Genomic DNA, 21,352 nt, shown 5'->3' on the forward strand with positions numbered 1-21,352 from the left:
GGTCAGGTCTGGACTGATCAGTTCAGTGCACGCACTTCAATCTCGACACGACGATTGGGGGCCAGACAGGCGATTCTCTCCGCTCGTGACATCTGGCCATCGCACTTGACCAGCGGACGATCACTGCCGGCCCCTTCCGCGCCGATCAGCTCACCCGGCAGCCCCTTGCCCACCAGATAGGTGCGCACGGTCTCGGCACGTTGCAGCGAGAGCTGGCGATTGACCACGGCCGAGCCGATCGGGTCGGCGTGGCCGGTGATGGTGATGCGGCCCAGATTCGGCGTGTTGGAAAGCCGCTCGGCGATGGCATTCAGCTGACGCTGCCCCTCGCCCTGCAGGCCCGAGTAATCCGCACGCCCGAAGGCGAACAGGGTGTCGGATTCCAGCGTGATGGTCTCGACGGTGCTCAGGGAGCGGTCCAGCAGACCATCGATGTAGTTGCGACTGGATGACACCAGGAAGGTGTTGTCCTCCAGACGCGGCACGTCCGGGCGCACCACCTGCTCGGCATAGAAGTTGACCTGACGGCTGGCATATTCCAGATCACGGCTATCGCGCGGCACATCCTCTCCCTGGGTGATGGCCGGGTACCAGTAGACCGGCATCTCGCTGCGCAGCCAGTCCGCCTCGATGTCCTCGCGCGGCGTGCGCGACAGGGACAGATAGGTCTTCAGGGTGTTGTTGCCGAAGTCCGCCAATGCCTGGGCCGAGTTGTCACGCGGCTGGGCGTGGTCCTCGACTCCCGGGACATGGATATCCGTCTCGCGCGGCCCGTCCTCGCGGTCATGCACGCTGATGGTCGGCAGCATGAACAGCGACTGGTTGAGGTTGCTGGCGATCGGCACCAGCATCGTCTGACGCAGCGCGCCGAAATAGACGTCCCGCAGCTCAGGTTCCAGCGTCTCGCCTTCATAGAGCCCGAAACCGAGCGACCAGGGCACGCCATGCTCGTGATGGCGAGCATCGTAGCGGGCCGCGCTGTCACGCAGGGCATCCAGCGTCGCCCACTGGGCATAGGCATCGGGCTCGCCGGCGTCTTCCTCGTAGGCGGCATCCAATGCCTGATCCAGCGCGCCGAGCTCCCGGGTGTTGGCGGTGAAGGACACCGCCCAGGCCAGACACATCGCTCCTGCAAGTGCCAGCGCCAGCCACACCCAGCGCAGCTGACGCCGACGCTGCAGGTTGGCGCCGCCATACAGGCCGACCAGATGCTGATCCGGCAGCAATACCCGCGAGAACAGCCCCGAGACGAACAGCGGCTTGCCATCCTGATGGCCCGGCGCATGACGCTCGGTGACGGCAAAGCGTGACGCCACGTTACGCCCATGGGCTGCCGTGCTGGCCTGCCCCTCGGAGAGCGCACTGGTGAAGTAGAACCCGCGCAGCAGCGGCGCTGCCTGATAGGGATTGACCTTGAGCAGCTCGGTGACGAAATCGGTCAGATGCGGTGCCAGCGCTTCAAGCTCACGCGGGAATTCCACCGCCGCCGGGGCCTCGCGGGTGCGCACGATGTCACCCTCGACCAGACAGCGCTCCCCGGTACCCGCGCAGCGTGCCACCAGGCGAGTCATCGCCTCACTGAACCGTGTACGCCAATCCGCCTCGGCATAGCCCTGGTGCGGGAAGCTCATGCCCAGCACTTCATCGCGCTGCGCCGGTGCCAGCTGGGCATGGAACTCGCGAAAGCCGGGAATGTGGTCACTCTTGGTGAACACCAGATAGATGGGCAGCGCGGCGCCCAGACGCTCGTAGCTTTCCTGGATACGCTCGCGCAGCTGATGGGCCAGTGCCTCGACGTCATGGCGGTTCTGGAGCACCTCATCGATGCTGACCGCGACGATCAACCCATTGAGCGGCTGACGCGGACGATAGCGACGCAGCATGTCGAGGAAGGCACGCCACTTGCCGACTTCCTCCTCGGAGCTGACATAACGCCCCGCGGTATCCAGCAGCACGGCCTCACTGCTGAAGAACCAGTCACAGTGACGGGTGCCACCGATGCCCGCGACACGTGCGCTTTCCCGCTCCGCGAAGGGGAAATCGAGTCCGGAGCGCGACACCAGCGTGCTCTTACCCACCGCAGGCTGACCGATCACCAGATACCAGGGCAGCGTATAGAGCAGATCACCCTGACGGGTGAACCAGCCACCGCGTTTCTCGCTGGCACTCTTGCGCATGCGATCCAGCGCGGCCAGCAGGCGCTCGCGCAGCAGGCTGACTTCCTCGCGGTCCTGGGGCGCGGCGCTGAGCACGGCGTCATCGGCGTTCTGGATCAACAGCGACTCGACATCCTTGCGCTCTCCCACCCCGCGATAGAGCAGCAGCAGATACAGGGCAGAGGCCACCAGAAACGCCAGAATGCCGACCAGCAGACTGTCCAGTGACGAGAAGCCGAGTCCGACACCGGCGCCCCAGACCACGAAGATGCCAAGGAAGAACAGCACGCCCAGCCAATACGGGCGGTACTTGAGGAGGTAGTACTTGAGAACGTGAAGCTTGAACTTGTTCATGTCGGTGCCGATTCATCCTTGGGTATGTCGCCGAATACCGTGTCGTCACTGCCCGCCCTTGTCCCCTGCGGCCCCGGGTCATCTTTCCGGTCATCTGACAGAGCGGCGATGTAGGCTCCCATGCCCAGTGTCGAGGCGTGAGACGCATCCAGCGGGCCAGCGTGAGACTCCCCGCTGCCAAGCAGGCGCCAGGGCCCGAGCACCTCGAAGGCGGAGCCCGCCAGAATGCGCAGTGCGTCATGATCGTCACGCGTGAAGCGCATCAATGTCGGGCGCATGAAGTCATCGACGATCACGCTGATCTGCCCCGGCGCGCCATTGTCATGCTCCAGCCAGTGCAGCCACAGGTCCGCCGCGGGACGCTTCAGCGCGCGCTCCGGCGGCAGTGGCAATGCCGCCTGCCCCCGGGTGTCATCACGCGCGCCCCCTGTCGCCAGCTGCCGGCGCGATGCCTGCATGTCCTGCGTCAGTCGCTGGGCGCTCACGTCGGGGAAGCCACTGGCCAGCGCCCGCGTGAGGTCCCCATAGCGCACGTCTTCCAGAAAGCGCGCGAACAGACGCCGATGCAGCTTGAGATCGGAATCATCCAGCGGGCGTAGCGCCTCGATTCCCGTGAGCAGACGCTCCTGTGCCTTCAGGGGGTCTGCGCAATGCATCACATCGCGCAGCAACTCCCGCACCTGCCCGGCGAAGGTCTCGCCGAGGGTATGCACCCCGACACTGCCCTCCACCACCGGCGAGACGGCCAGCCGCTGGAAGACCAGCAGCGGGTAGCGTCGCCCGGAGGCGTCCTGCGAGGGCGACATGGCCCCCATCAACCAGGCTCCGCTGCTGGCGCGGTAGTGAAAGAAGCACAGCGGCAAGGCATCGAAACGTGCCTGCCAGTCTTCGTCGCGCTCGGCCATGCGATTCAGCGCCCGCTGCCACCAGCCATCCAGTTCCCGGATGTCCTTGTGGCCCGCGTGATGGGCGATGAAGTCCGCGCTGCCGGGCAGCTTGCCGAAGAAGCCGATCATGCGGTCATCTCCCGGCGACCGAGGGCATGGACAGGTTGCGCACCTGCTTGAGGTCCGTCAGTTTCACGCCACCGAAGTTGCGCGCCTCGAAGCTCACCGGGCCCACCGGGGTGTACCAGGTAAAGCGCTGACGGGCGGTATCCAGGTCTGTCACGTCCGCGGACTCGATCAGCTTCAACAGGCTCCAGCGATTGGGGAAGTTGAAGACGGTGATGCGGCGGCCGTCACGTGTCACCACCTCCAGTCGCGCACCGGAGACTTCCGGATCACCCGGCCAGACGAAGCGCTGCCAGTGCTGACGACCATTGCGATAGGTCTGCTGCTGACCGTCCAGCGTCAGCTCGATCGAGATCAGCCGGGAGGAAGGCCGGATCATGATCTCGAAGCCGTTCTCCACATCCGCCAGACTCTCCAGCACTCGGCCCACTGCCGTGCCCTTGGTGATGGTGGCGGTGATCTTGGGGTCCACCAGCGGCGTACCGTCCTGCTCACCCTCTTCCAGGTTGCCGACTTCTTCATTGTCGAAGCGGGTCAGCAGACCGCTATCGGGGTCGATGAACTGACGCAGGTCACGCACCGAGGTCTCGTTGGCGGAATCGCTGACCGGATAGCGGCCACTGACCATGCGATGCCAGGGTGAGACGACCTGCTCGCCCCAGGCGGCGGCCAGCTGTGACGCCACCGGTCCCTGCAGACTGGCCACGGAGTAATCGATGGGCGCACGGAACAGACGCTGCAGCGACTGCACCAGCGGTTCCTGCGAGGTATCGACATTGGCGGCCACATAATCACGCGCCGCCGAGATCTCATTGGGCTTGCCGCCGATCATCTCCGCCAGCAGCTGCTTGGTACGCTTGCCGACATCGCCACGCTCCAGTCCGTCGAGACGTACCTTGAGCTGACGCAGGCGCAGCTGGTAGCGATTCATGACCGAGGCATCGCCATCCTGCCCCTCATCCTGGGCAAACAGGCTGGCGACCGGAGCGAAGTGGTCCGCCAGCTTCCCATCGTGCACGTGCGGCAGGCCCTGCAATGCGCCGGTACGCTGTGCCAGCTGACTGCCATCCTCCTCGACCCACGCCAGCGCCTGATCCCACAGGCCCGCCGACTCGGCCGCCGGGGCCGGTGCGTCACCCTCGGCTTCGCGTGGCTGGGGCGTCTTGCGGGCCTCGGCATCGCGGCTGTCCCAGCGGGTGTTGTCATCCACCACGGCCAGCAGTGTCTTGAGCGGTGAGCGCTGATAGTCGCTGAAGCGCGCCAGACGCTGACGCGAGAGCGCCAGACCTTCGAAGCGACGCACGCCGACATCGGCCAGGAAGCGCTCCCAGGCCTCGGCATAGTCACGTTTGTAATGCGCCAGAATCGCCTCGGCGAATTCGGTCTTGCCCTGCTCGGCATCCGGGTTCTCGTCTTCCAGCACCCAGTCATGCTCCACCGGCAGGTCAGAACTCAGCGTCTTGAGCAACTCGGGACGCACGAACTCTTCCCACACGCGACGCGTGAAGAAGGCCGGCACGGATTCGCCGGCGTACAGCAAGCCACGTGCGCCCTCTTCGGGCAGCATCACCGAGAGCGTCATCGACGGGAAACGGGCTTCGGCCGCCAGACGCAGACGCAGGTATTCCCGCTCCGCCGGCGAGTTGTCGAGCAGGAAGGCCTTGAGGTCACGGCGGGAACGCGCGACGCGATCCTCATCCCGCACCAGAGCAGGAGCCTTGCCCTGCGCCAGATATTCGCTGTAGAGCGCGACATTGTCGGCGATGCGTTGATCTCCCCCCGGCACACGGCGGTGACTGTCCGCCAGCTGATGCCAGGCGCGCGGCAGGGCTTCGCGCACGAAGGCGACGTCCGGATGTTCCGCAGGCTCGCTCAGGATCAGATAGAGCTTGAGCGCATCGTAGGCATCGATCAGCCCGGCGACCTGCTCCGGCGTCAGCTGGTTGAGCACTTCACTGGAGAAGGCCGGACCGCCCGGCATGCCGCCGTCCGGGCTGCCCCCCTCACCCGCCACGGTGCCATCGCCGCCCAGTTCCGCGGACGAGCCACGGAAATTCTCGGCCTTGTCACGCAGCGCTTCACGCCCCTGCTGTCGGGTGCTCCAGTAGGCGTCATTGACGCCGCCGCGCAGGCGGTAATCCGCCTCGCCCTTGAGCTGACTGGCCAGTTCGCCCGGTGAGCGCGGCACGCTGCCCAGCGTCGGGCGCTCGGTGAGACGCTGACGCAGGCGCTCGCCGCTCGAGGTCAGCAGTGACTTGCCATCGGCGACCAATGTCCGCGAGGCATCGCCCCCGGATCCAGCGCCCTCACCGACGTCCTCGCCACGGGTGCGCCGCGAAGCGGACTCGGAGACGATGCCCAGCGAGACCGCCAGACGCCCGACCGCCCGCAGGCGAGCGTCGAGATCTTCCGCCAGCGGTGCCAGAATCTGCTGCTTGAGGGTCGCGAAGTACTGTGCTTCAAGCGTCGCGCTCAGACGCTCTCCGCCATCCAGTCCCATGTGCTGATACCAGGGCAGACCGCCCTCTTCGCGGGCCTGACGCACACGCGACAGCTCAGCGTGGAGCAGGTCGAGCTGCACGCTGGGGGTCACGGCGCCATCAAGCGATGTCAGCTGCGCATCGACGGCCTCGAGACTGGTGCGACTCTGGTAATAGGCGTTGCCGAGCAGGCCCAGCGTCACCGCACCTGCCACCCCGCCCACGCCGATCAACAGCGGGTTCAGGGAACGCCGCTGACCATCGCGCGCGTAGTGACGCACCAGGTTGCGGTCCGGAATCATCACGTCACGGAAGACACCGCCGACGAAATAGGGGCGATCACTGACCGTCGCCGTCGCTGAGGCTGGCGTCGCCGCCTGGGTACCCGCCGGTTCCTTGAGCGCAAAGCCCTGACGGACCTGCTCATCGAGAATCGCCGGCATCGCACTGCCGTCCTGCAGCGCACTGGTGAAATAGACGCCACGTGTCAGCGGCCCGCGGGCACTGTTGCGACGCAGATCGAAGGGCTCCAGGAAGTCCGCCAGCAGGCCTTCCATCTCGGCGATGTATTCCGGGAAGTGCAAAAGCTCGCTGTCCGCCTGCTGGCCACGCTCACGCAGGGCGGCTTCCACATGACCACGCAGCCCCGCCACCATCTTGGGGAAATGCCGGGAGAAGGCTGCCACGACACCCTCGCGACGCGCCTCGGCCACCGAGAACGTCATGCCCCACGGCGCATGGCGGGCATCGCTGTCCAGCGTATTGAACGCGGCGGTGAAGCCCGGCAGCTGATCCGCCTTGGTGAACATCAGATAGACCGGCGGCGAGGCATCCAGCGCATCGCGGAAGTCATTGATGCGCTCGATCAGCTGGCGTGCCAGCGCATGATTCTCGTCACGCGGCGCATGCAGCAGTGCCGGCAGATCCACCACCACCACCAGGCCATTGATGGGCGCACTCCGCCGACGGCGTGCCAGCAGACGCAGGAAGTCGGCGAAGGCACGCGCCGGCTGCTCTTCGGCCACATAACGCCCGGCGGTGTCGATCATCAGGGCGTCGTTGCCGAAGTACCAGTCGCAGTACTGGGTGCCGGAATCCCCGCCCAGCCCCGCCACGCTGGAGCTCAGGCCGGAGCGCGTCAGCAGCGAGGTCTTGCCGGAGGACGACAGACCCAGCACCAGATACCAGGGCAGATCGCTGAGCGAGGCACTGCCACCCTTGTGCAGACCACGCTGGGCACGCAGCATGCGCAGCGCCGACTTGAGACGCTCACGCAGCACTTCGTAATCGCCGGCTTCGGTGGCGGCATCCGCGGCTTCGCGGTCCACTTCCAGCTGGACGAGGTCTTCCAGATCCCGCTCGGCGCGCACCTTGCGATACTTGCGCAGCACGATGGCCAGCAGCCACACCGCGGTCAGCAGCGCCACGGCGATGGCCAGGCGTTCCAGCGAGCCACCCAGACGTGGCACCCACCAGACGCACAGCACGACACAGGCCAGCCACAGCAGTGACGACGCCAACCAGAAACTCTTGAGGAACCCCAGCACCCGTTTCATTCCGTCACGCCTCATGTCGTTGCGAACAGGGACGACAGTCGCTCGATGAGCGCCGTGACCTGAGTATCCAGCAGGTTGTCGAGCACCAGATAGACCGCCCCGCAGCACAGTGCGATCACCAGCAGATAGACCCAGACCGGAATTTCATAACGCAGCAGCTGACCGACCTGGTCCGGCAATTGCCAGCCCGGTGCCAGCACGTCGGATGTCTGACGGTAGCGCGCGATGTCCTGGCCCAGCGTGCTGGCCACGTAGCGCAGCTGATCACGGTGTTCGAGGCGGAACTTGCCCTCGAAGCCCAGCGCCAGACACAGGTGATAGACCTCCAGCACATCCAGGTTGGCCTTGACGTCGGTGCGCAGTGCCTCGAGACGCTCGAAGAAGCCCTCACCCGCCAGATGCACGCCGAAGTAGGTGTACTGCAGCGGATGCAGCTCCAGATGCTGGCGAATGTTGCTGGCACCGGCCCCCAGCACGCTTTCATCGAGGAAGGCGCACAGCGCGTACTGGGCGTCACGCACCTGATCCATGCTGTAACCGACCGCCAGTGCCTGGGCTTCCAGCTCGCGGAAGTAGTCGGCGACCCGGGTCAGGAACTCATCGACGTTGCGCGCTTCACTGCCGCGACGAATCATCAGGATCAGCGAGAAGAAATCCTGGGACAGCGTGCGCAGACGCGTGTCCGCCGGGACCGATGCGCCGGATCTCCCCGCGCCGCCACTTCCTTGGGAAGCCGCCCGGGAAGGATGATGTGCCGCCGTGTCGCTCGGCTGGGTTGCCGTGGTCTGGGTCATTTCAACACCGCCATCAATTCAATCTTGAGGTTGTGGAAACCGCCGGGCACGTAGAAGGCGATGGCCTGCGCGGCCATCATGCGTTCATACATGCGACCCTGGGGTTCCAGCGCGAAATAGTGGTTATCGAGGCGCGAGGGAATCGCGGTGGGCAGGCGCGAGGCATGCACCAGCGAGCCGCCGGGCATGGCGCTGTTGACCACCACTTCGATGTCATCCGGCGAGCCGACCTTGAAGGCACGCGGCACCAGCTCCAGCAACTTGGCGCCGGGCATATCGGCATGTACGCTGATATAGAAGTCGGCATCCACCAGACGCGCATCGTGCAGATGGGCGATGTAGTAGGACGGCTTGGTCTGTTCCAGCGCGATGGGGATGTACTGGTTGGGCACCACGGTGTCCAGCAGCTCGCGCGCCATGGTTTCCAGCGTGGTCAATGACTGGACCGGGTCTTCATGGCGGTACGGCGGCAGGTCACTCAGGCGGTAATCCATCGAGAAGGTCATCAGGCTCGCGACCAGATCCGACAGGAAGGTGTAGAGCTTCTCGGGATGCTGCTGCGGGTGTTGCAGCAGATGCGCCAGCGCCGGGTAGGCACGATTGACCGTATGCAGCAGCCAGAACAGCGCCACGTCGCTTGAGCCGAATTCCGCGACCTGATCGGCGCGCTCGCGGCGACGGCCTGACAAGGTCTCGTGCTTGGCCTGCAGCATGCCGGCCAGGCGCTGGCCCATGGCCATCAGCGTCTCGCTGCTCGAGAGGTGCAGCGCGGGCGGCACGAAGCGCGGCGAGACGGAGAACCCACCGGCGGCATTGCGCGTCAGCACGGCCAGCGGACAATGCGTGCTGCCTTCCAGGTCATCGCCTTCCAGCAACAGACGCACATTGAGTTCCAGCAGGCTCAGCTCGTTCTCGCCATCGCCGTCCAGCAGGTCCGGCAGGGAATCGAAGCGCTGACGGAAGCGACGACGGGCGCCCCGCTGCTGCTCATCTTCCTGCACATTGCCGGCGTAGGGTTGTACCAGGCTCAGCGCAGCATGCACCTTGATCTCGCTGTGGCCGGCCAGCTCTCCCAGGTCACGCGCCCGCGGCAGACTATCGTGCTGGGGGGCATCGAACAGCGTGCCATCCGGGAAGACCAGTTTGAGGCGGCTGAGCTGCAGGCGGCCCTGGGCCAGCGCGCTTTCATCGATCTCAAGCTGCTGCACGCCGAAGGCGAAGGGCCCGCTGCGCGTGCTGGCCTCGCCGAGCTGCCACTGGTGATACTCGTCCTGATACTGGAAGTGCTGGGGCAGCAGGAACATGCCCTCGGACCACCTCACGCGATTATGCTTGCTCACGAATCCATCCTTTATAAAGTCCGTCCGGTGTCGCCAGTGACGTGCCGCCCGTCAGGCGGAATGGCTCACGCCTCATGGCGGTGTCGTCGTCGCCAGCAGGTCTTCGCTGTCGGGCGCCACCGTGATGTAGTGATCGGCCAGCGTCAGTTCGACGCCGTCCGGTGAGGTGAACAGGCCGTCCTTGCGCATCGCATCGGCGTCGAACAGCACGCGCCAGCGCGCGTCCGGGGTCTGGCGGAAATAGGCCGCGACCGCCACGTACCGCGCGCCCGGCTTCAGCGGCGCCTCATCGACGACATGCCCGCCCGGCACCATCACCACTTCGCGGGTATCCAGCAGGGAGTCGCCCAGTACCTTGTCGGCGTGATCCCAGAGGCCATCGGGCGAGGCGCTGGTAAAGGCCTCACTCGCATCCAGTTGATAGATGCGCACCACCACCGACAGTGACGCCTCGTCGACATCCGGATTGAGTGATTCATCGGCATCGAGGGTGAAGGCGACCGTCTCGTCCTGGCTGAACAGGATGTCGCCCACCGTGCCATCCATCTGCTGGCCAAGACGGCTGCCGACCCCGCAGCCGCCGAGCAGCAGGCTGGCGCACAGCATGGCCGGCAACCAATGGCGCGAACGCAGTGACGTGGATCGGCGCTCAGCCTTCACGTGATATCCCCGGAATGACATGTGGACTTCCTCACTGCATCTCGTAGGTGAACTGGCCGGCGTCATCCAGCGCGATGCGGATGTCGCCCACCGGCTGCTGATCGGCCATGCGCTCCAGCACCCACTCCACCAGCGGCGGCATCATCGAACCGCTGAGCAGATGGTCGATGCTGCGTGCACCACTGTCGGTCTGGGTGCAACGCTCGGCGATATGATGCGCAAGCGATGAGTCGAAGCTCAGATGGGCGCCGTGATTGCGCGTGAAGCGCGCGGCCAGACGCGACAGCTTGAGGTCGACGATGCGCGCCAGGATGTCGCTGTGCACCGGGTAGTACGGCACCACCTTGAGGCGGCCGAGGAAGGCCGGCTTGAAGACGCCATTGAGGGTGTCGCGCAGCTCCTCGACCAGCGCTTCCGGTGCCGGCGGGGGCGCCACGCCCAGGCAGCGGTTCATGATCTCGTCGGTGCCGACGTTGGAGGTCAGCAGGATGACGCAGTTGCGGAAGTCGATCTCGCGCCCTTCGCCATCCTCCATCACGCCCTTGTCGAACACCTGGAAGAAGACTTCCAGCACGTCCGGATGCGCCTTCTCGACCTCATCGAGCAGCACCACGCTATACGGCTTGCGACGCACGGCCTCGGTCAGCACGCCGCCTTCGCCATAGCCGACATAGCCGGGCGGCGAGCCTTTCAGCGAAGAGACGGTGTGGGCTTCCTGGTATTCGGACATGTTGATGGTGATCAGATTGCGCTCCCCGCCATACAGGGTGTCAGCGAGGGCCAGCGCGGTTTCGGTCTTGCCGACACCACTCGGGCCGAGCAGCATGAAGACACCGATCGGCTTGTTCGGGTCTTCGAGCTTGGCGCGCGACAGGCTGATGCGCTTGCCGATCTCTTGCAGTGCGTGGTCCTGCCCGAGCACGCGCTCACCCAACAGCGCCGGCAGACGACGCACGGTATCGATCTCATCACGCTGCATCTTGCCCAGCGGGATGCCGGTCCAGGCGGCGACGACCTCGCCGATGGCGTTGCCATCGACACAGGCATGCACCAGCGGCGCCTCGCCACCGGCTTCTTCCAGCACCGCACGTGCGGCGCGCAATTCTTCCAGTGCGCTTTCACGCGCCGCGTCGCTGCCCTCATCATTGCTCTTGTCATTCACCTCGTTCAGAGCGGCGTCAGCCTTGAGCACTGCCTCGACGGCCTCACGCTGACGCGTCCAGTCGGCTTCCAGCGCCGTAACCTGAGCAGTGATGGCCAGTACTTCCGTGTCGATCTCGTCCAGACGCGGGGCATGACTGTCATCGCCGCGCTCGTGTTCCCGGGCCAGCGCTTCCCGCTCGGCCTCCAGATCGCGCAGGCGCTGACGGGCATCTTGCAGCGGTGCCGGCGTGGTCTGCTGGCCCAGCGCGACACGCGCACAAGCAGTATCCAGCACGCTGACCGCCTTGTCCGGCAGCTGACGGCCGGTGATATAGCGGCTGGAGAGACGCACCGCCTGCACGATGGCGTCATCGAGAATCTCCACCTTGTGGTGATCGCGCATGCGCGTCGCCAGCCCGCGCAGCATGTCGATGGCCTGCGGCTCGGCAGGCTCCTCGACCTTGACCACCTGGAAGCGACGCGCCAGGGCGGCGTCCTTCTCGAAGTACTTCTTGTACTCGGCCCAGGTGGTGGCGGCGATGGTGCGCAGCTCGCCACGCGCCAGCGCCGGCTTGAGCAGGTTGGCGGCATCGTTCTGGCCTGCCTGACCGCCACTGCCGATCAGGGTGTGGGCTTCATCGATGAACAGGATGATGGGATGCAGGCTGCGCTTCACTTCCTCGATCACGTCCTTCAGGCGCTGCTCGAATTCGCCCTTCACGCTGGCGCCAGCCTGCAGCAGGCCGAGATCCAGGGTGCGCAGCTCGACACGTGCCAGCGGCGCAGGCACTTCCCCGGCGACGATCTTCTGTGCCAGTCCTTCGACCACGGCGGTCTTGCCGACCCCCGCCTCACCGGTGAGGATCGGGTTGTTCTGACGACGACGCGTCAGGATGTCGATCATCTGGCGCACTTCGTCATCGCGCCCCAGAATCGGGTCGATGTTGCCGGCGCGCGCACTGGCGGTCAGATCGATGGTGTATTGATCCAGCGCCGGGGTCTTGTGACTGCCCGGGCGTCCAGCGCCACCACCCTCACCTGCCGTCTGCCCGCCGCTGCTCGCGGCTGACGGCGTCGGCTGCGAGCGCTCGGCTTCCGGGCTTGCAGCCAACAGGCTGGTGAAATGCAGGCGCAGGTCTGCGGCATCGATACACGCCAGCGGAGTGTCGTGACGTGGCTCGAACGAACGCTCCAGCGCGGAAGCTCCCAGGCCTGCGCGCTGGGCCAGTTCCGGGTCTTCCAGCAACGCCAGCAGCAGGTGCCCGCTGCGGATATGCGCGACTTCGTGGTCGATGGAGGCGATCAACCAGGCCTTCTCGATCAGCCGCGTGATATGTGGTGAGAGTGCCGGCGTCGCGGTGCTGCCCGTCTTCAGGCGCTCCAGCGAGCGATCCAGCTGATCGGCGAGTTGGTCCAGGCCCAGTGAGTAGTGACGCGCGATGCGCAGCAGGTCGTTGTCGTCACCGTCCAGCAGCTTGATCAGCAGATGCTCGACATCGACTTCATACTGGCGCTTGGCCAGGCACAGGCCAGCGGCCTCTTCCATGGCACCGCGGCTGACATCATTGAGCTTGGCGAATAGCGTCTTGAGACTCACGGGGTCACTCCATCGAAGGGAATTCGTAGCAGCACACTTCCCGAGGTGCTGCGGGGTGTCTGGCCCAGCCAGCCGAGGCGGCCCAGCGAGATGCCACCGGCACCTCCCAGGCGGGCCGGCGGCACTTCACTGGGCTCGAGCTGCAGTTCCAGCTCGAAATCGAGCTCCGGCCCGACATAGAAACGGATCAGTTCCGTCATGCGCAGGTGGTCCTCACCGCCGGGCAGAAAGCGGCGGAAGTCCGCCAGGCGCAAGGGGCCGACCGCGATACGCACGCAGGACTGGTAATCCCAGGCGCGCTTCCCGGCCACGGCGCTCTGTCCCAGCCGGGCATTGGCCTGCCCCAGACGCGTCAGCTCCGGCTCGCTGATCTCGAGCCAACGCCCCTGGAAGGGCTTCACCTCACACGGCACGCCGAAGAAGCTGCCCAGCAAGGTGGTCAGGTTCTGCTGATTGCGGGGCCGCTGACCGAGCAGCCCGGCGAAGAAGGAGAACAGCTCGCGCGGCAGTTCTCGGCCGTCCTGATTGCCGAGCCCCCGGCTGGGTGCCGCGTTGTCGCGATTCTCGTCGACAAGGGCATCGTCCCCCGCGAACAGCAGCTGCGCGGAGCGCCCGGAGACACCGCTGAGCGCGAGCAGCTGGCGCTCGAAGTCCGTCTCGCCGCGACGCTCATACTCGATGTGGAAGCGATACTTCTGCCACGCCTGATAGAACAGCGCCGTCATGCGGTGCGAGAACAGATCGAAGAAGGCATGAGCCCCGTCATCGCGCAGCTGCACGTGGCGGTCGATCAACGTCTCGGTGTACGGACGCGGCAGGACACCGGACGGGCCCACCAGCCCCATGAAGGTGACCTGCACCTGGGTCAGCGGCTGGTCGGTCGGCGAGCGCGATGTCTCGCTCTCGAACACGAGATCACTCACTTCGCTGGCCGGGAAGTTCAGCGACAGCTGGCTGCGAAAGCGCAGCGGGTCCTCGTGGGGGCGCAGCTCGGGTTCGAGGCGTCCGGCACGGCTATAGTGCAACCGGAGCAATCGCACCAGCTGGAAGAAGCTGAACCGGTAAGGCTCAGCGCGCGCCTGGTCGATCAGACCAGGGGCTGAGTGCCGGTTCTGGCGGGCCATGTCACGACGTCCTTTTCGCGCTGGCGGCTGCGTAATGTCAGCCGGGTGAAACTGTTGAGCGAGCAGTACTGCCCGAAGAAGTGATCCAGCACCATGCCGAACACGAAGATGCCGCTGCCGATGAACTCCTGTTCATCCAGCTCCAGCGTGATGCCGGTTCCGCGCACGAAGGCCGGGCGTGGATGCCCGATCCGGGTCATCGCCGGCGCGCTCTGGATGCTGGCGATGCCGTTGATCTGGCGACGCGTGGCCTCGAGGTCGCGATAGTTGTAGAGCGAGAGCATTTCCAGCAGCACATCGCGGCCACGCTCCACCAATGACAGATGGTTGAGCGAGAGATGCGAGATCAGGCGCCAGATGACGCCCTTGCCCATCGGCGGCCGCGCCGAGGGCGTCGGCTTGCGCAGGCAGCGGATAGCCTTGACCACCTGCTCGCGCGGCAGCGTGAAGTCACCGCGCGGATGACCGAAGCTCAGTCGCTGCGGCAGATCACGATTGCTGCAGGTCAGCTTGAGGCTAAGCACGTCGCTGGTGGCGTCGATGGCATTGAGCTCACGATCCGCCAGGCGCAGCAGCAGCTCGGTGCCGGCATCCCGCTCACGGGCGGACGGCACCCGCCGCGACAGCCAGTAGCTGGTCTCGCGTGACGGCGCACTGCCCTGCGGCTCGAAGAACGGCGGGCAATAGCGCACGTGATCGCGCTCGGCGGTCTTCTGTACGCGCGTGACGCGGTCGATCGAGATCACCTCGGCGCCGTGCGGATTGCGCACATCGGCCACCACCGGATATTCCGCCTGGGTATGGGTGAGCAGGATCGGCTCGGCCTGACGCTCGAACAGGTTGATCACCGGCGTGCAGCCGAGGCGGAAATGATTGCGCCCCAGACTCTGGGACAGCCGCGACAGACGCTCGTCCAGCGCATAGTCCGCGAAGTGGAAGTGCAGCTCGAAACGCGTGCCGCTGGCGCGTGCCAGCAGACGTGTCAGCCCTTCGACATCGAAGAACATGAACTTGTCGGGGAAGGTGAAGTACTCGTGCAGCAGGCGATAGCCGAGGAAGGAGCGCTCGGGGTAATCGATCAATCCTTCCTCGGGCGCGAACCCGACCGGCGTGAGCGAATCCGTCGGCAGCGCGACTTCTCGGCGCTGGCCGCCCTCATCGAAGCTGACGCTCAGGCGGGTCAGATTGTTGAACAGCAGTTCGTACATCGGGTGCATCAAGGCACCCTCGCCGTCCAGGAACAGGCGCAGGCGGTCGATCCCGAAGCTGCCCACCGACTGGTCATTCAAGGCCTCGAAGGCCAGATCCAGCCGCGCGACGCTGTCCTTGTCGCGGCCATTGAAGGCCGAGCGTTCCAACAGCGAAAAGCCGGCACTTTCCACGCGCAGCGGCCACACATCCACCGGATAGCAGGTACGGAACCGGCAGGCCACGCCTTCCACCGGACGCGAGAACATCTCGGTGTGCCGCGCGACCTGATAGCGCCCGGTCAGCGAGGTCTGCTCACCGGGGTCGAGCTGGGCGATCGACAGCGACGGCGTCGGTCGCAGGTAATGGGGGTAGAGCACATCGAGGAAGGCCTCGACGATTTCCGGCAGATCATCATCCAGCTTCTTGTGAACCCGTGCCGACAGAAACGCGAAGGACTCGACCAGACGCTCGGTGTGCGGGTCTTCGCAGTGGTCGCCTTCCAATTGCAGCCGCGCGGCAATCTTGGGGTACTCACGTGCGAACTCCCGGCCCAGAAAGCGCAGGTGCGAGATTTCTTGTTCGTAATAAGGCAGCAGTTCATCAAGCATCAGGAAAGGTTCTGCACTTTGTATTGCTGAGTGTCGGCATGCAGCACGGCATCGAAGGCCACTTGCCGCGTTGCATCCTTGAGGACAAGGAGCGTCTCGACGCGAAAGCGCAAGAGGCGGTCCTGACCGTCCTGGTCCAGCAGCTTGACCTGCACGTTGCGAAAGCGACGGTCATTGCTTTCGATGGCGTACTCCAGCTGACGCTGGATCAAGCGGCGGTCTTCACTGCTGTGCAGGCCTCGGCCGAGAAAGTCCGGCAGACCGAAGCCCAGCACCGTGCCGCGCAACCCGGGAAAGTCATTCAAGCGCCCTCCCAGCAATTCGCTGCGCGTGTTCACCAGAATCTCGAGGTCACGCACGATGGTGCGCTTGTACTCGTCGAGACTGACGAAGCGTTGCTCCTCGGCGGCTTCTCCCTGATGCGGAGCATCGTCCTGCAACCGATCCCACAGGGTGGGAATGAGGCGGCGGGTGCTATTCATGCGCATGTCGCCTCCTTCATGGCGATAAGCCGCACCGTCAGGCCGGCGTTGGCCAGTCTGACGATGCGGGCGTGCAGGACACGCAGGGAAAAGAGCGAGGGGTCTTCAGTGACGAGATGTCATCAGCTGCGAGTGGACTGCGGCAGCTCTGCGACCAGGCGCAGTGAGGCGGTCAGTTCATCCAGCTGGTAGTGCGGCCGCAGGAAGGTCACGGCCTTGAAGACACCCGGCTTGCCCGGGACTTCCGCGACTTCGACACGTGCTTCACGCAGCGGGAACTGCGCCTTGGCTTCCTGGCTGGCGTTGTCGTCAAGCAGCACGTACTGGGACAGCCAGTCGTTCAGGTAGCGCTCGACACTGGTGCGCGAGGCGAAGCTGCCGACCTTGTCACGCATGATCGCCTTCATGTAGTGCGCGATGCGTGAGGTGGCGAAGATGTACTGCATCTGCGAGGACAGGCGCGCGTTGGCGTTGGCCACGTCGGTGTTGTACGTCTTCTGCTTCTGGGCGGACTGGGTGCCGAAGAAGGCGGCGTAGTCCGTGCCCTTGCAGTGCACCAGCGGGATGAAGCCCAGGTCTGCCAGCTCCTTCTCGCGACGGTCGGTCACGGCGATCTCGGTCGGGCACTTCAGCGCCACTTCACCATCGTCGGTCTGGAAGGTGTGGGTCGGCAGGTTCTCGACCAGGCCGCCGCCCTCGACACCGCGAATGGCGACACACCAGCCATAGTTGGCGAAGGCGTCAGTCACGCGAGAGCCCATGGCGTACGCCGCGTTCATCCACAGATACTTGTTGTGCTCACGGCCATCGACGTTCTCGACGAAGTTGAATTCCTCGACCGGCGTGGTGTCCGGGCCATACGGCAGACGGCCCAGCACGTGCGGCAGCGTCAGACCGACATAGCGCGCATCTTCGGAGTTGCGGAACGACTTCCACTTGGCGTATTCGACGGTGTCGAAGATCTTGGACAGATCACGCGGACCGCTCATCTCGGTGAAGGAGTCCCAGCCGAACAGCTCCGGAGACGCCGCGGAGATGAAGGGTGCGTGCGCCGAGGCGGCCACGTGGGAGATCTGCTCCAGCAGATAGATGTCTTCCGGGCTGCGCGAGAATTCGTAATCGCCGACCAGCATGCCGAACGGCGCGCCACCGAAGGTGCCGTACTCTTCTTCGTAGACCTTCTTGAACAGCGCGCTCTGATCGAATTCCGGCGCCGATTTCAGGTCACGCACCAATTCCTTCTTGGTGGCGTTGAGCATCTGGATCTTCATGTTGCTGCCGGTCTCGGTCTGATCGACCAGATAGCGCAGACCGCGCCAGGAGGATTCCAGCTTCTGGAACTCACTGGCGTGCATGACTTCGTTCATCTGCTCGGAGAGCATCGCGTCGATCTCGGCGATACGCGCATCCAGCACGGCGATGAGGTCCTTGCTGGGCATGACTTCGCCATCCAGCACCTGGGCGACCAGCTCTTCGATCAGGTCGCGCGCACGGGTGCGCTCGGTCTCGGAGCGCGCCACGCGGCTCTCGGAGATGATGCTGTCGAGCAAGGAAGACTGCGGCGCGAAGACGGTATCCTGTGCCTGCGGTGCCACTGCTGATTCACTACGATTGTCACTCATGGTCTGACTCCGCAATCAGTTGTCGTCTTTGCGCACGGCTTGCTCGCGACCGAACTCGTCGCCCAGCGTCTTGAGCTTCTCGCTGTTCTGCAGCACGTCCATCAGCAGCTCTTCCAGCTTGTCGTTGCCGCCCATCTTGTTGCGCAGATCGGCGAGCTTGTTGCGCACGTCCAGAAGCTTGCGCAGCGGCTCGACCTGCTTGACGACATTCTGCGGCTCGAAGTCTTCCAGCGAGTTGAAGTTCAGTTCGACCGGCAGCTGGGTACCATCCTTGCTCAGCGTGTTGTCGACGCGATAGGCAAGGCGCGGCTTCAAGCCCTTGAGGACGCCATTGAAGTTGTCGCGGTCGATGGCGACGAACTTGCGGTCCTTGAGCTTGGGCGGCGGGCTGAGCGGGTTGCCGGTGTAATCACCGACGGCACCGACCACAAACGGCAGTTCCTTCTGCTCCTGGCTGTCACCGATCTCGACGTCGTAGGTGATCTGGACACGGGGTGCGCGAATGCGTCCCAGCTTGTGTTGTGTGCTATCCCTCTCCGCCATGGGGCATTTCCTTATGTGCAGTTGTGAAGTGGTTGCGCGAAGCAAAAATGGGGTCCCGCTGAATCAGCCGGAACATCGCCGCTGACACGCCACTCAGACAGCGGCGATCGCCCTAAGCAGCCGCTGCTTGACGGCGTCATCCATTGACTCGATGTCCGCGACATCGATCAGTTCTTCAAAGGTGTCATTGCCGGCGATTTCGGTGCTGCGCAGGATGGTGTCCTGCTCCGGCAGGTGCGAGGTGATGGGAGACCCCACCACGCAGAACGGCATGCTGCCGAACTCGCCGAGCTTCTCGAAACTGACCGGGAAGCGCAGCCCCAGCAACAGTCGCCCGAGGCCCGGGGCACGATTGACGCAATAGAACAGCATCAGATAGTGCACCACGTAGCGCAGCAGCTCGGCGGTGCTGCGATTGGGGTCCTTGATGATGTGACGGAAGCGTTGCAGCGAGAAGCCATCGAAACCCACCACCCAGCGGGTCGGGCTGGTGACGCGAATCACCTTGCCAGTGGACTCGAGACGTACATCATATTCATGCGGATAGAGACGCGGGGCCGTGCTCAGAAGCTCCAGCGGCACATCCAGCTCCTGCAGCAAGCGGAAAGGCTCGGCATTGGCCGTGGAGTCATAGAGAGCGGTGAATTCCTTGAAGGCATGCTGGGCCTCACGGCCGCTACCGCGCGGTGCCCCTTGCAGGTATTCGCCAAAGATCATCTGCGGGCGAATCAAGGCCCCCAGCGTCGTCAGATAATCCGAGGCGTTCTCATACAACAGGTCACTGACCACACGCGTCTGCTTGCGCTGTCGAATGAAGGCTTCAATGTCAAAGGACGAATCCATGTCAGATACTCTCCGTGCGCAGGTCCTGCGCAACGCGTGGTGAACCTCAGCCAAGCGGCTCGGCACGGGTGAACTCGTAATCGCTGTCAGCGCCCTTCTGCCCCATCAACTCCAGGGTATCGCCGCCCTCCTGCATCTTCAGGTTCAAGGGCGTATCCCGCTCGAGATGCAGATAGGTGGTGCTGTCGGATGTCTCGGCCTCGAAGTCGCCCCACTGAGTGGTCACGAAGTCTCCACCCACGGCATCTACATGCGCTTCCTGCAGGAAGAACGCCGTGGGCTCGCCACTTTCGGGATCACGGTGCAGAGTCAGATCCGCACGGATGAGGCGGCAGTCCTGGCAGGGAAGCGTGCCGACGAAACGCTCGATGGGCGGGGGCGTGTAGTCGGCAGGACCTGTGTCCGGCGCAGAGCTGCAACCGCTCAGCAACAGGAGCCCCACCACCAATGACCCGACAATGGCAATAAAGGGAGTCTTCAAGGTTTCACCGCCTGGTAAGGACATGCCGCCATTTCTTGACATCAATCTGCTTCCCTGTCAGATAAATCAAGACAACGTCTTGCCACCACTACCCTCTGATTGACGTGCTCGATACCGTAAATAGGTGACATCTTGCGGCGGGCATACAGAAGGAAAAGCGTTGACGATACATAGAAGGTAAATCTGTATATTTGTTCTAGCGCAGACGCGAATATGGAAACATATTGCAGGTAGAGATTCCAGCAAGAAAAGCAACACAAGTATCGTTTAAATAACGATTAACGTCATGCTTGCCACGCCACTGAGCGGACGGTTCCATCTTTCATGGAGTCGCAATCATCTGACAGGCAGGCTGCTGTACCTACCCTGGAGCGATAGTAAGGACTCAATCCTGCCCCACCACTCCCGACTCGCCACCACCTGGTACGCAGGTGGGGAAAACACCATCAGAACAATGACATGCTGCCATATACCATACTGGAACAAAAGTGTTACAAAAATACCGAGATTGGGTAACACAAATATGACAAGTCAGTTGCCCATTACGCGACGACATGTCTTCTGACACTTTAAATCAGTTTAAACTAATATCAGAAACAACCCCATCACTGAGTGAAATGACAGGGTCATCGTGTTGATGAAAACCCTCATTATTGACCAGCGATGTCTACTCTTTTCGCTTGCCGCAATTCCTGACCTCTCATTCATGCAGGCGACCATTGCGCAACCATGCAGCCTCACACGCTCACTCATGGCAACCGGCGCCAGCAGAACTGCAGCCAACCTCTCTCGCCCATACGCTAACGAGTCATAGGCCACCCTGATCGCATTGCCGTGCTACAGACTCATCCCCCTCCCCTTGGTTAGAACTGGCTCACGATCATCAGCAAGCATTGAAAGCCCCAAGCACGAAAAAGCCCGAGCCCTGGAAGGGCTCGGGCTGTCTACACAACACTGGGGTGGACTTAGTCTACTAGCGGTAGCTACCGTCGGATTGATGTTCAAGCCCGTAATAGCCGGGATTGAAGCGACGATTTTCTTCTTGCCAGTGTTTAGATTGTTGCCTGGCTTCAACTATCTGCTCATTAGTCATTTTTTTAGAGACTCGTAAACGTCCTGCGCCACCGACACTACCGCTTAAATCATAATACTTATAGGCTTGTACTAAGTCGGCTTCAGTACCGTAACCATTTTCATAATAACGAGCCAAAGGCTGAAAGTATGCCATTGCAAATTCACCATATGGAAGACTACTTGCCTTTCGTCTCCATTTGAAAGCTAACTCTGGGTTTTCATCTCCACCTAAGCCATGCTCATACAAATAGGAAAGTCCTATAGCAGAAGGAGCGTCACCCATTATTAGCG

Annotated in this window: 15 protein-coding genes; all 15 read right to left on the minus strand. The window is 63.6% G+C overall.

The window, feature by feature from the left end:
- Positions 1-17: 17 nt before the first annotated feature.
- The 15 genes from tssM to QD172_RS09375 all read right to left on the minus strand — a co-directional run bounded on the left by tssM (position 18) and on the right by QD172_RS09375 (position 21,344).
- Positions 18-2,510 carry a type VI secretion system membrane subunit TssM gene (gene tssM / locus QD172_RS09305; RefSeq protein ID WP_279855585.1) on the minus strand — a complete coding sequence of 831 codons (2,493 nt, stop codon included), beginning with the start codon at positions 2,508-2,510 and terminating at the stop codon, positions 18-20.
- The gene (gene tagF / locus QD172_RS09310) at positions 2,507-3,526 is read right to left on the minus strand and encodes a type VI secretion system-associated protein TagF (RefSeq protein WP_279855586.1); all 1,020 of its coding nucleotides are present in this window, start codon (positions 3,524-3,526) and stop codon (positions 2,507-2,509) included. Before tagF ends, tssM begins: the two co-directional genes overlap by 4 nt.
- Positions 3,527-3,530: 4 nt before the next feature.
- Positions 3,531-7,559 carry a type VI secretion protein IcmF/TssM N-terminal domain-containing protein gene (locus tag QD172_RS09315; RefSeq protein WP_279855588.1) on the minus strand — a complete coding sequence of 1,343 codons (4,029 nt, stop codon included), beginning with the start codon at positions 7,557-7,559 and terminating at the stop codon, positions 3,531-3,533.
- 11 nt (positions 7,560-7,570) lie between these two features.
- On the minus strand, positions 7,571-8,353 hold the full coding sequence (icmH, locus tag QD172_RS09320) for a type IVB secretion system protein IcmH/DotU (RefSeq protein ID WP_136938000.1): 783 nt from the start codon (positions 8,351-8,353) through the stop codon (positions 7,571-7,573).
- Entirely contained in the window at positions 8,350-9,693 is a 1,344-nt protein-coding gene (tssK, locus tag QD172_RS09325) for a type VI secretion system baseplate subunit TssK (protein ID WP_136938001.1), read from the minus strand. Before tssK ends, icmH begins: the two co-directional genes overlap by 4 nt.
- Positions 9,694-9,765: 72 nt before the next feature.
- Entirely contained in the window at positions 9,766-10,374 is a 609-nt protein-coding gene (tssJ, locus tag QD172_RS09330) for a type VI secretion system lipoprotein TssJ (protein WP_279855589.1), read from the minus strand.
- Positions 10,375-10,384: 10 nt separating this feature from the next.
- On the minus strand, positions 10,385-13,093 hold the full coding sequence (gene tssH, locus QD172_RS09335) for a type VI secretion system ATPase TssH (protein WP_279855590.1): 2,709 nt from the start codon (positions 13,091-13,093) through the stop codon (positions 10,385-10,387).
- Positions 13,090-14,217 (minus strand): type VI secretion system baseplate subunit TssG, encoded by a 1,128-nt coding sequence (tssG, locus tag QD172_RS09340; protein ID WP_279855591.1) that lies wholly within the window; start codon positions 14,215-14,217, stop codon positions 13,090-13,092. Before tssG ends, tssH begins: the two co-directional genes overlap by 4 nt.
- Positions 14,181-16,016 (minus strand): type VI secretion system baseplate subunit TssF, encoded by a 1,836-nt coding sequence (gene tssF / locus QD172_RS09345; RefSeq protein WP_084208887.1) that lies wholly within the window; start codon positions 16,014-16,016, stop codon positions 14,181-14,183. Before tssF ends, tssG begins: the two co-directional genes overlap by 37 nt.
- Positions 16,016-16,504 (minus strand): type VI secretion system baseplate subunit TssE, encoded by a 489-nt coding sequence (tssE, locus tag QD172_RS09350; protein WP_279855592.1) that lies wholly within the window; start codon positions 16,502-16,504, stop codon positions 16,016-16,018. Before tssE ends, tssF begins: the two co-directional genes overlap by 1 nt.
- A 116-nt stretch (positions 16,505-16,620) precedes the next feature.
- On the minus strand, positions 16,621-18,120 hold the full coding sequence (gene tssC / locus QD172_RS09355) for a type VI secretion system contractile sheath large subunit (RefSeq protein WP_077377255.1): 1,500 nt from the start codon (positions 18,118-18,120) through the stop codon (positions 16,621-16,623).
- Between the two features lie 15 nt (positions 18,121-18,135).
- A complete protein-coding gene (gene tssB, locus QD172_RS09360) occupies positions 18,136-18,663 on the minus strand; it encodes a type VI secretion system contractile sheath small subunit (RefSeq protein ID WP_077377258.1) in 528 nt (175 codons plus the stop codon).
- 93 nt (positions 18,664-18,756) lie between these two features.
- Positions 18,757-19,506 (minus strand): hypothetical protein, encoded by a 750-nt coding sequence (locus QD172_RS09365; RefSeq protein WP_084208888.1) that lies wholly within the window; start codon positions 19,504-19,506, stop codon positions 18,757-18,759.
- A 46-nt stretch (positions 19,507-19,552) separates the two neighbouring features.
- Complete coding sequence (locus QD172_RS09370; RefSeq protein ID WP_279855593.1) at positions 19,553-20,011, minus strand: copper resistance protein NlpE N-terminal domain-containing protein; 459 nt, start codon at positions 20,009-20,011, stop codon at positions 19,553-19,555.
- 949 nt (positions 20,012-20,960) lie between these two features.
- Positions 20,961-21,344 carry a hypothetical protein gene (locus QD172_RS09375; protein ID WP_279855594.1) on the minus strand — a complete coding sequence of 128 codons (384 nt, stop codon included), beginning with the start codon at positions 21,342-21,344 and terminating at the stop codon, positions 20,961-20,963.
- Positions 21,345-21,352: the final 8 nt, after the last annotated feature.

Source organism: Cobetia sp. 10Alg 146 (assembly GCF_029846385.1).
Lineage (GTDB): Bacteria > Pseudomonadota > Gammaproteobacteria > Pseudomonadales > Halomonadaceae > Cobetia > Cobetia marina.

Bases quoted from the DNA above. Each gene is read 5' to 3' on its own strand.
- tssM (WP_279855585.1), bottom strand. From the start codon at position 2,510: ATGAACAAGTTCAAGCTTCACGTTCTCAAGTACTACCTCCTCAAGTAC.
- QD172_RS09315 (WP_279855588.1), bottom strand. From the start codon at position 7,559: ATGAAACGGGTGCTGGGGTTCCTCAAGAGTTTCTGGTTGGCGTCGTCA.
- tssF (WP_084208887.1), bottom strand. From the start codon at position 16,016: ATGCTTGATGAACTGCTGCCTTATTACGAACAAGAAATCTCGCACCTG.
- tssE (WP_279855592.1), bottom strand. From the start codon at position 16,504: ATGCGCATGAATAGCACCCGCCGCCTCATTCCCACCCTGTGGGATCGG.
- tagF (WP_279855586.1), bottom strand. From the start codon at position 3,526: ATGATCGGCTTCTTCGGCAAGCTGCCCGGCAGCGCGGACTTCATCGCC.
- icmH (WP_136938000.1), bottom strand. From the start codon at position 8,353: ATGACCCAGACCACGGCAACCCAGCCGAGCGACACGGCGGCACATCAT.
- QD172_RS09375 (WP_279855594.1), bottom strand. From the start codon at position 21,344: ATGGGTGACGCTCCTTCTGCTATAGGACTTTCCTATTTGTATGAGCAT.
- tssG (WP_279855591.1), bottom strand. From the start codon at position 14,217: ATGGCCCGCCAGAACCGGCACTCAGCCCCTGGTCTGATCGACCAGGCG.
- QD172_RS09370 (WP_279855593.1), bottom strand. From the start codon at position 20,011: ATGTCCTTACCAGGCGGTGAAACCTTGAAGACTCCCTTTATTGCCATT.
- tssC (WP_077377255.1), bottom strand. From the start codon at position 18,120: ATGAGTGACAATCGTAGTGAATCAGCAGTGGCACCGCAGGCACAGGAT.
- tssJ (WP_279855589.1), bottom strand. From the start codon at position 10,374: ATGTCATTCCGGGGATATCACGTGAAGGCTGAGCGCCGATCCACGTCA.
- QD172_RS09365 (WP_084208888.1), bottom strand. From the start codon at position 19,506: ATGGATTCGTCCTTTGACATTGAAGCCTTCATTCGACAGCGCAAGCAG.
- tssB (WP_077377258.1), bottom strand. From the start codon at position 18,663: ATGGCGGAGAGGGATAGCACACAACACAAGCTGGGACGCATTCGCGCA.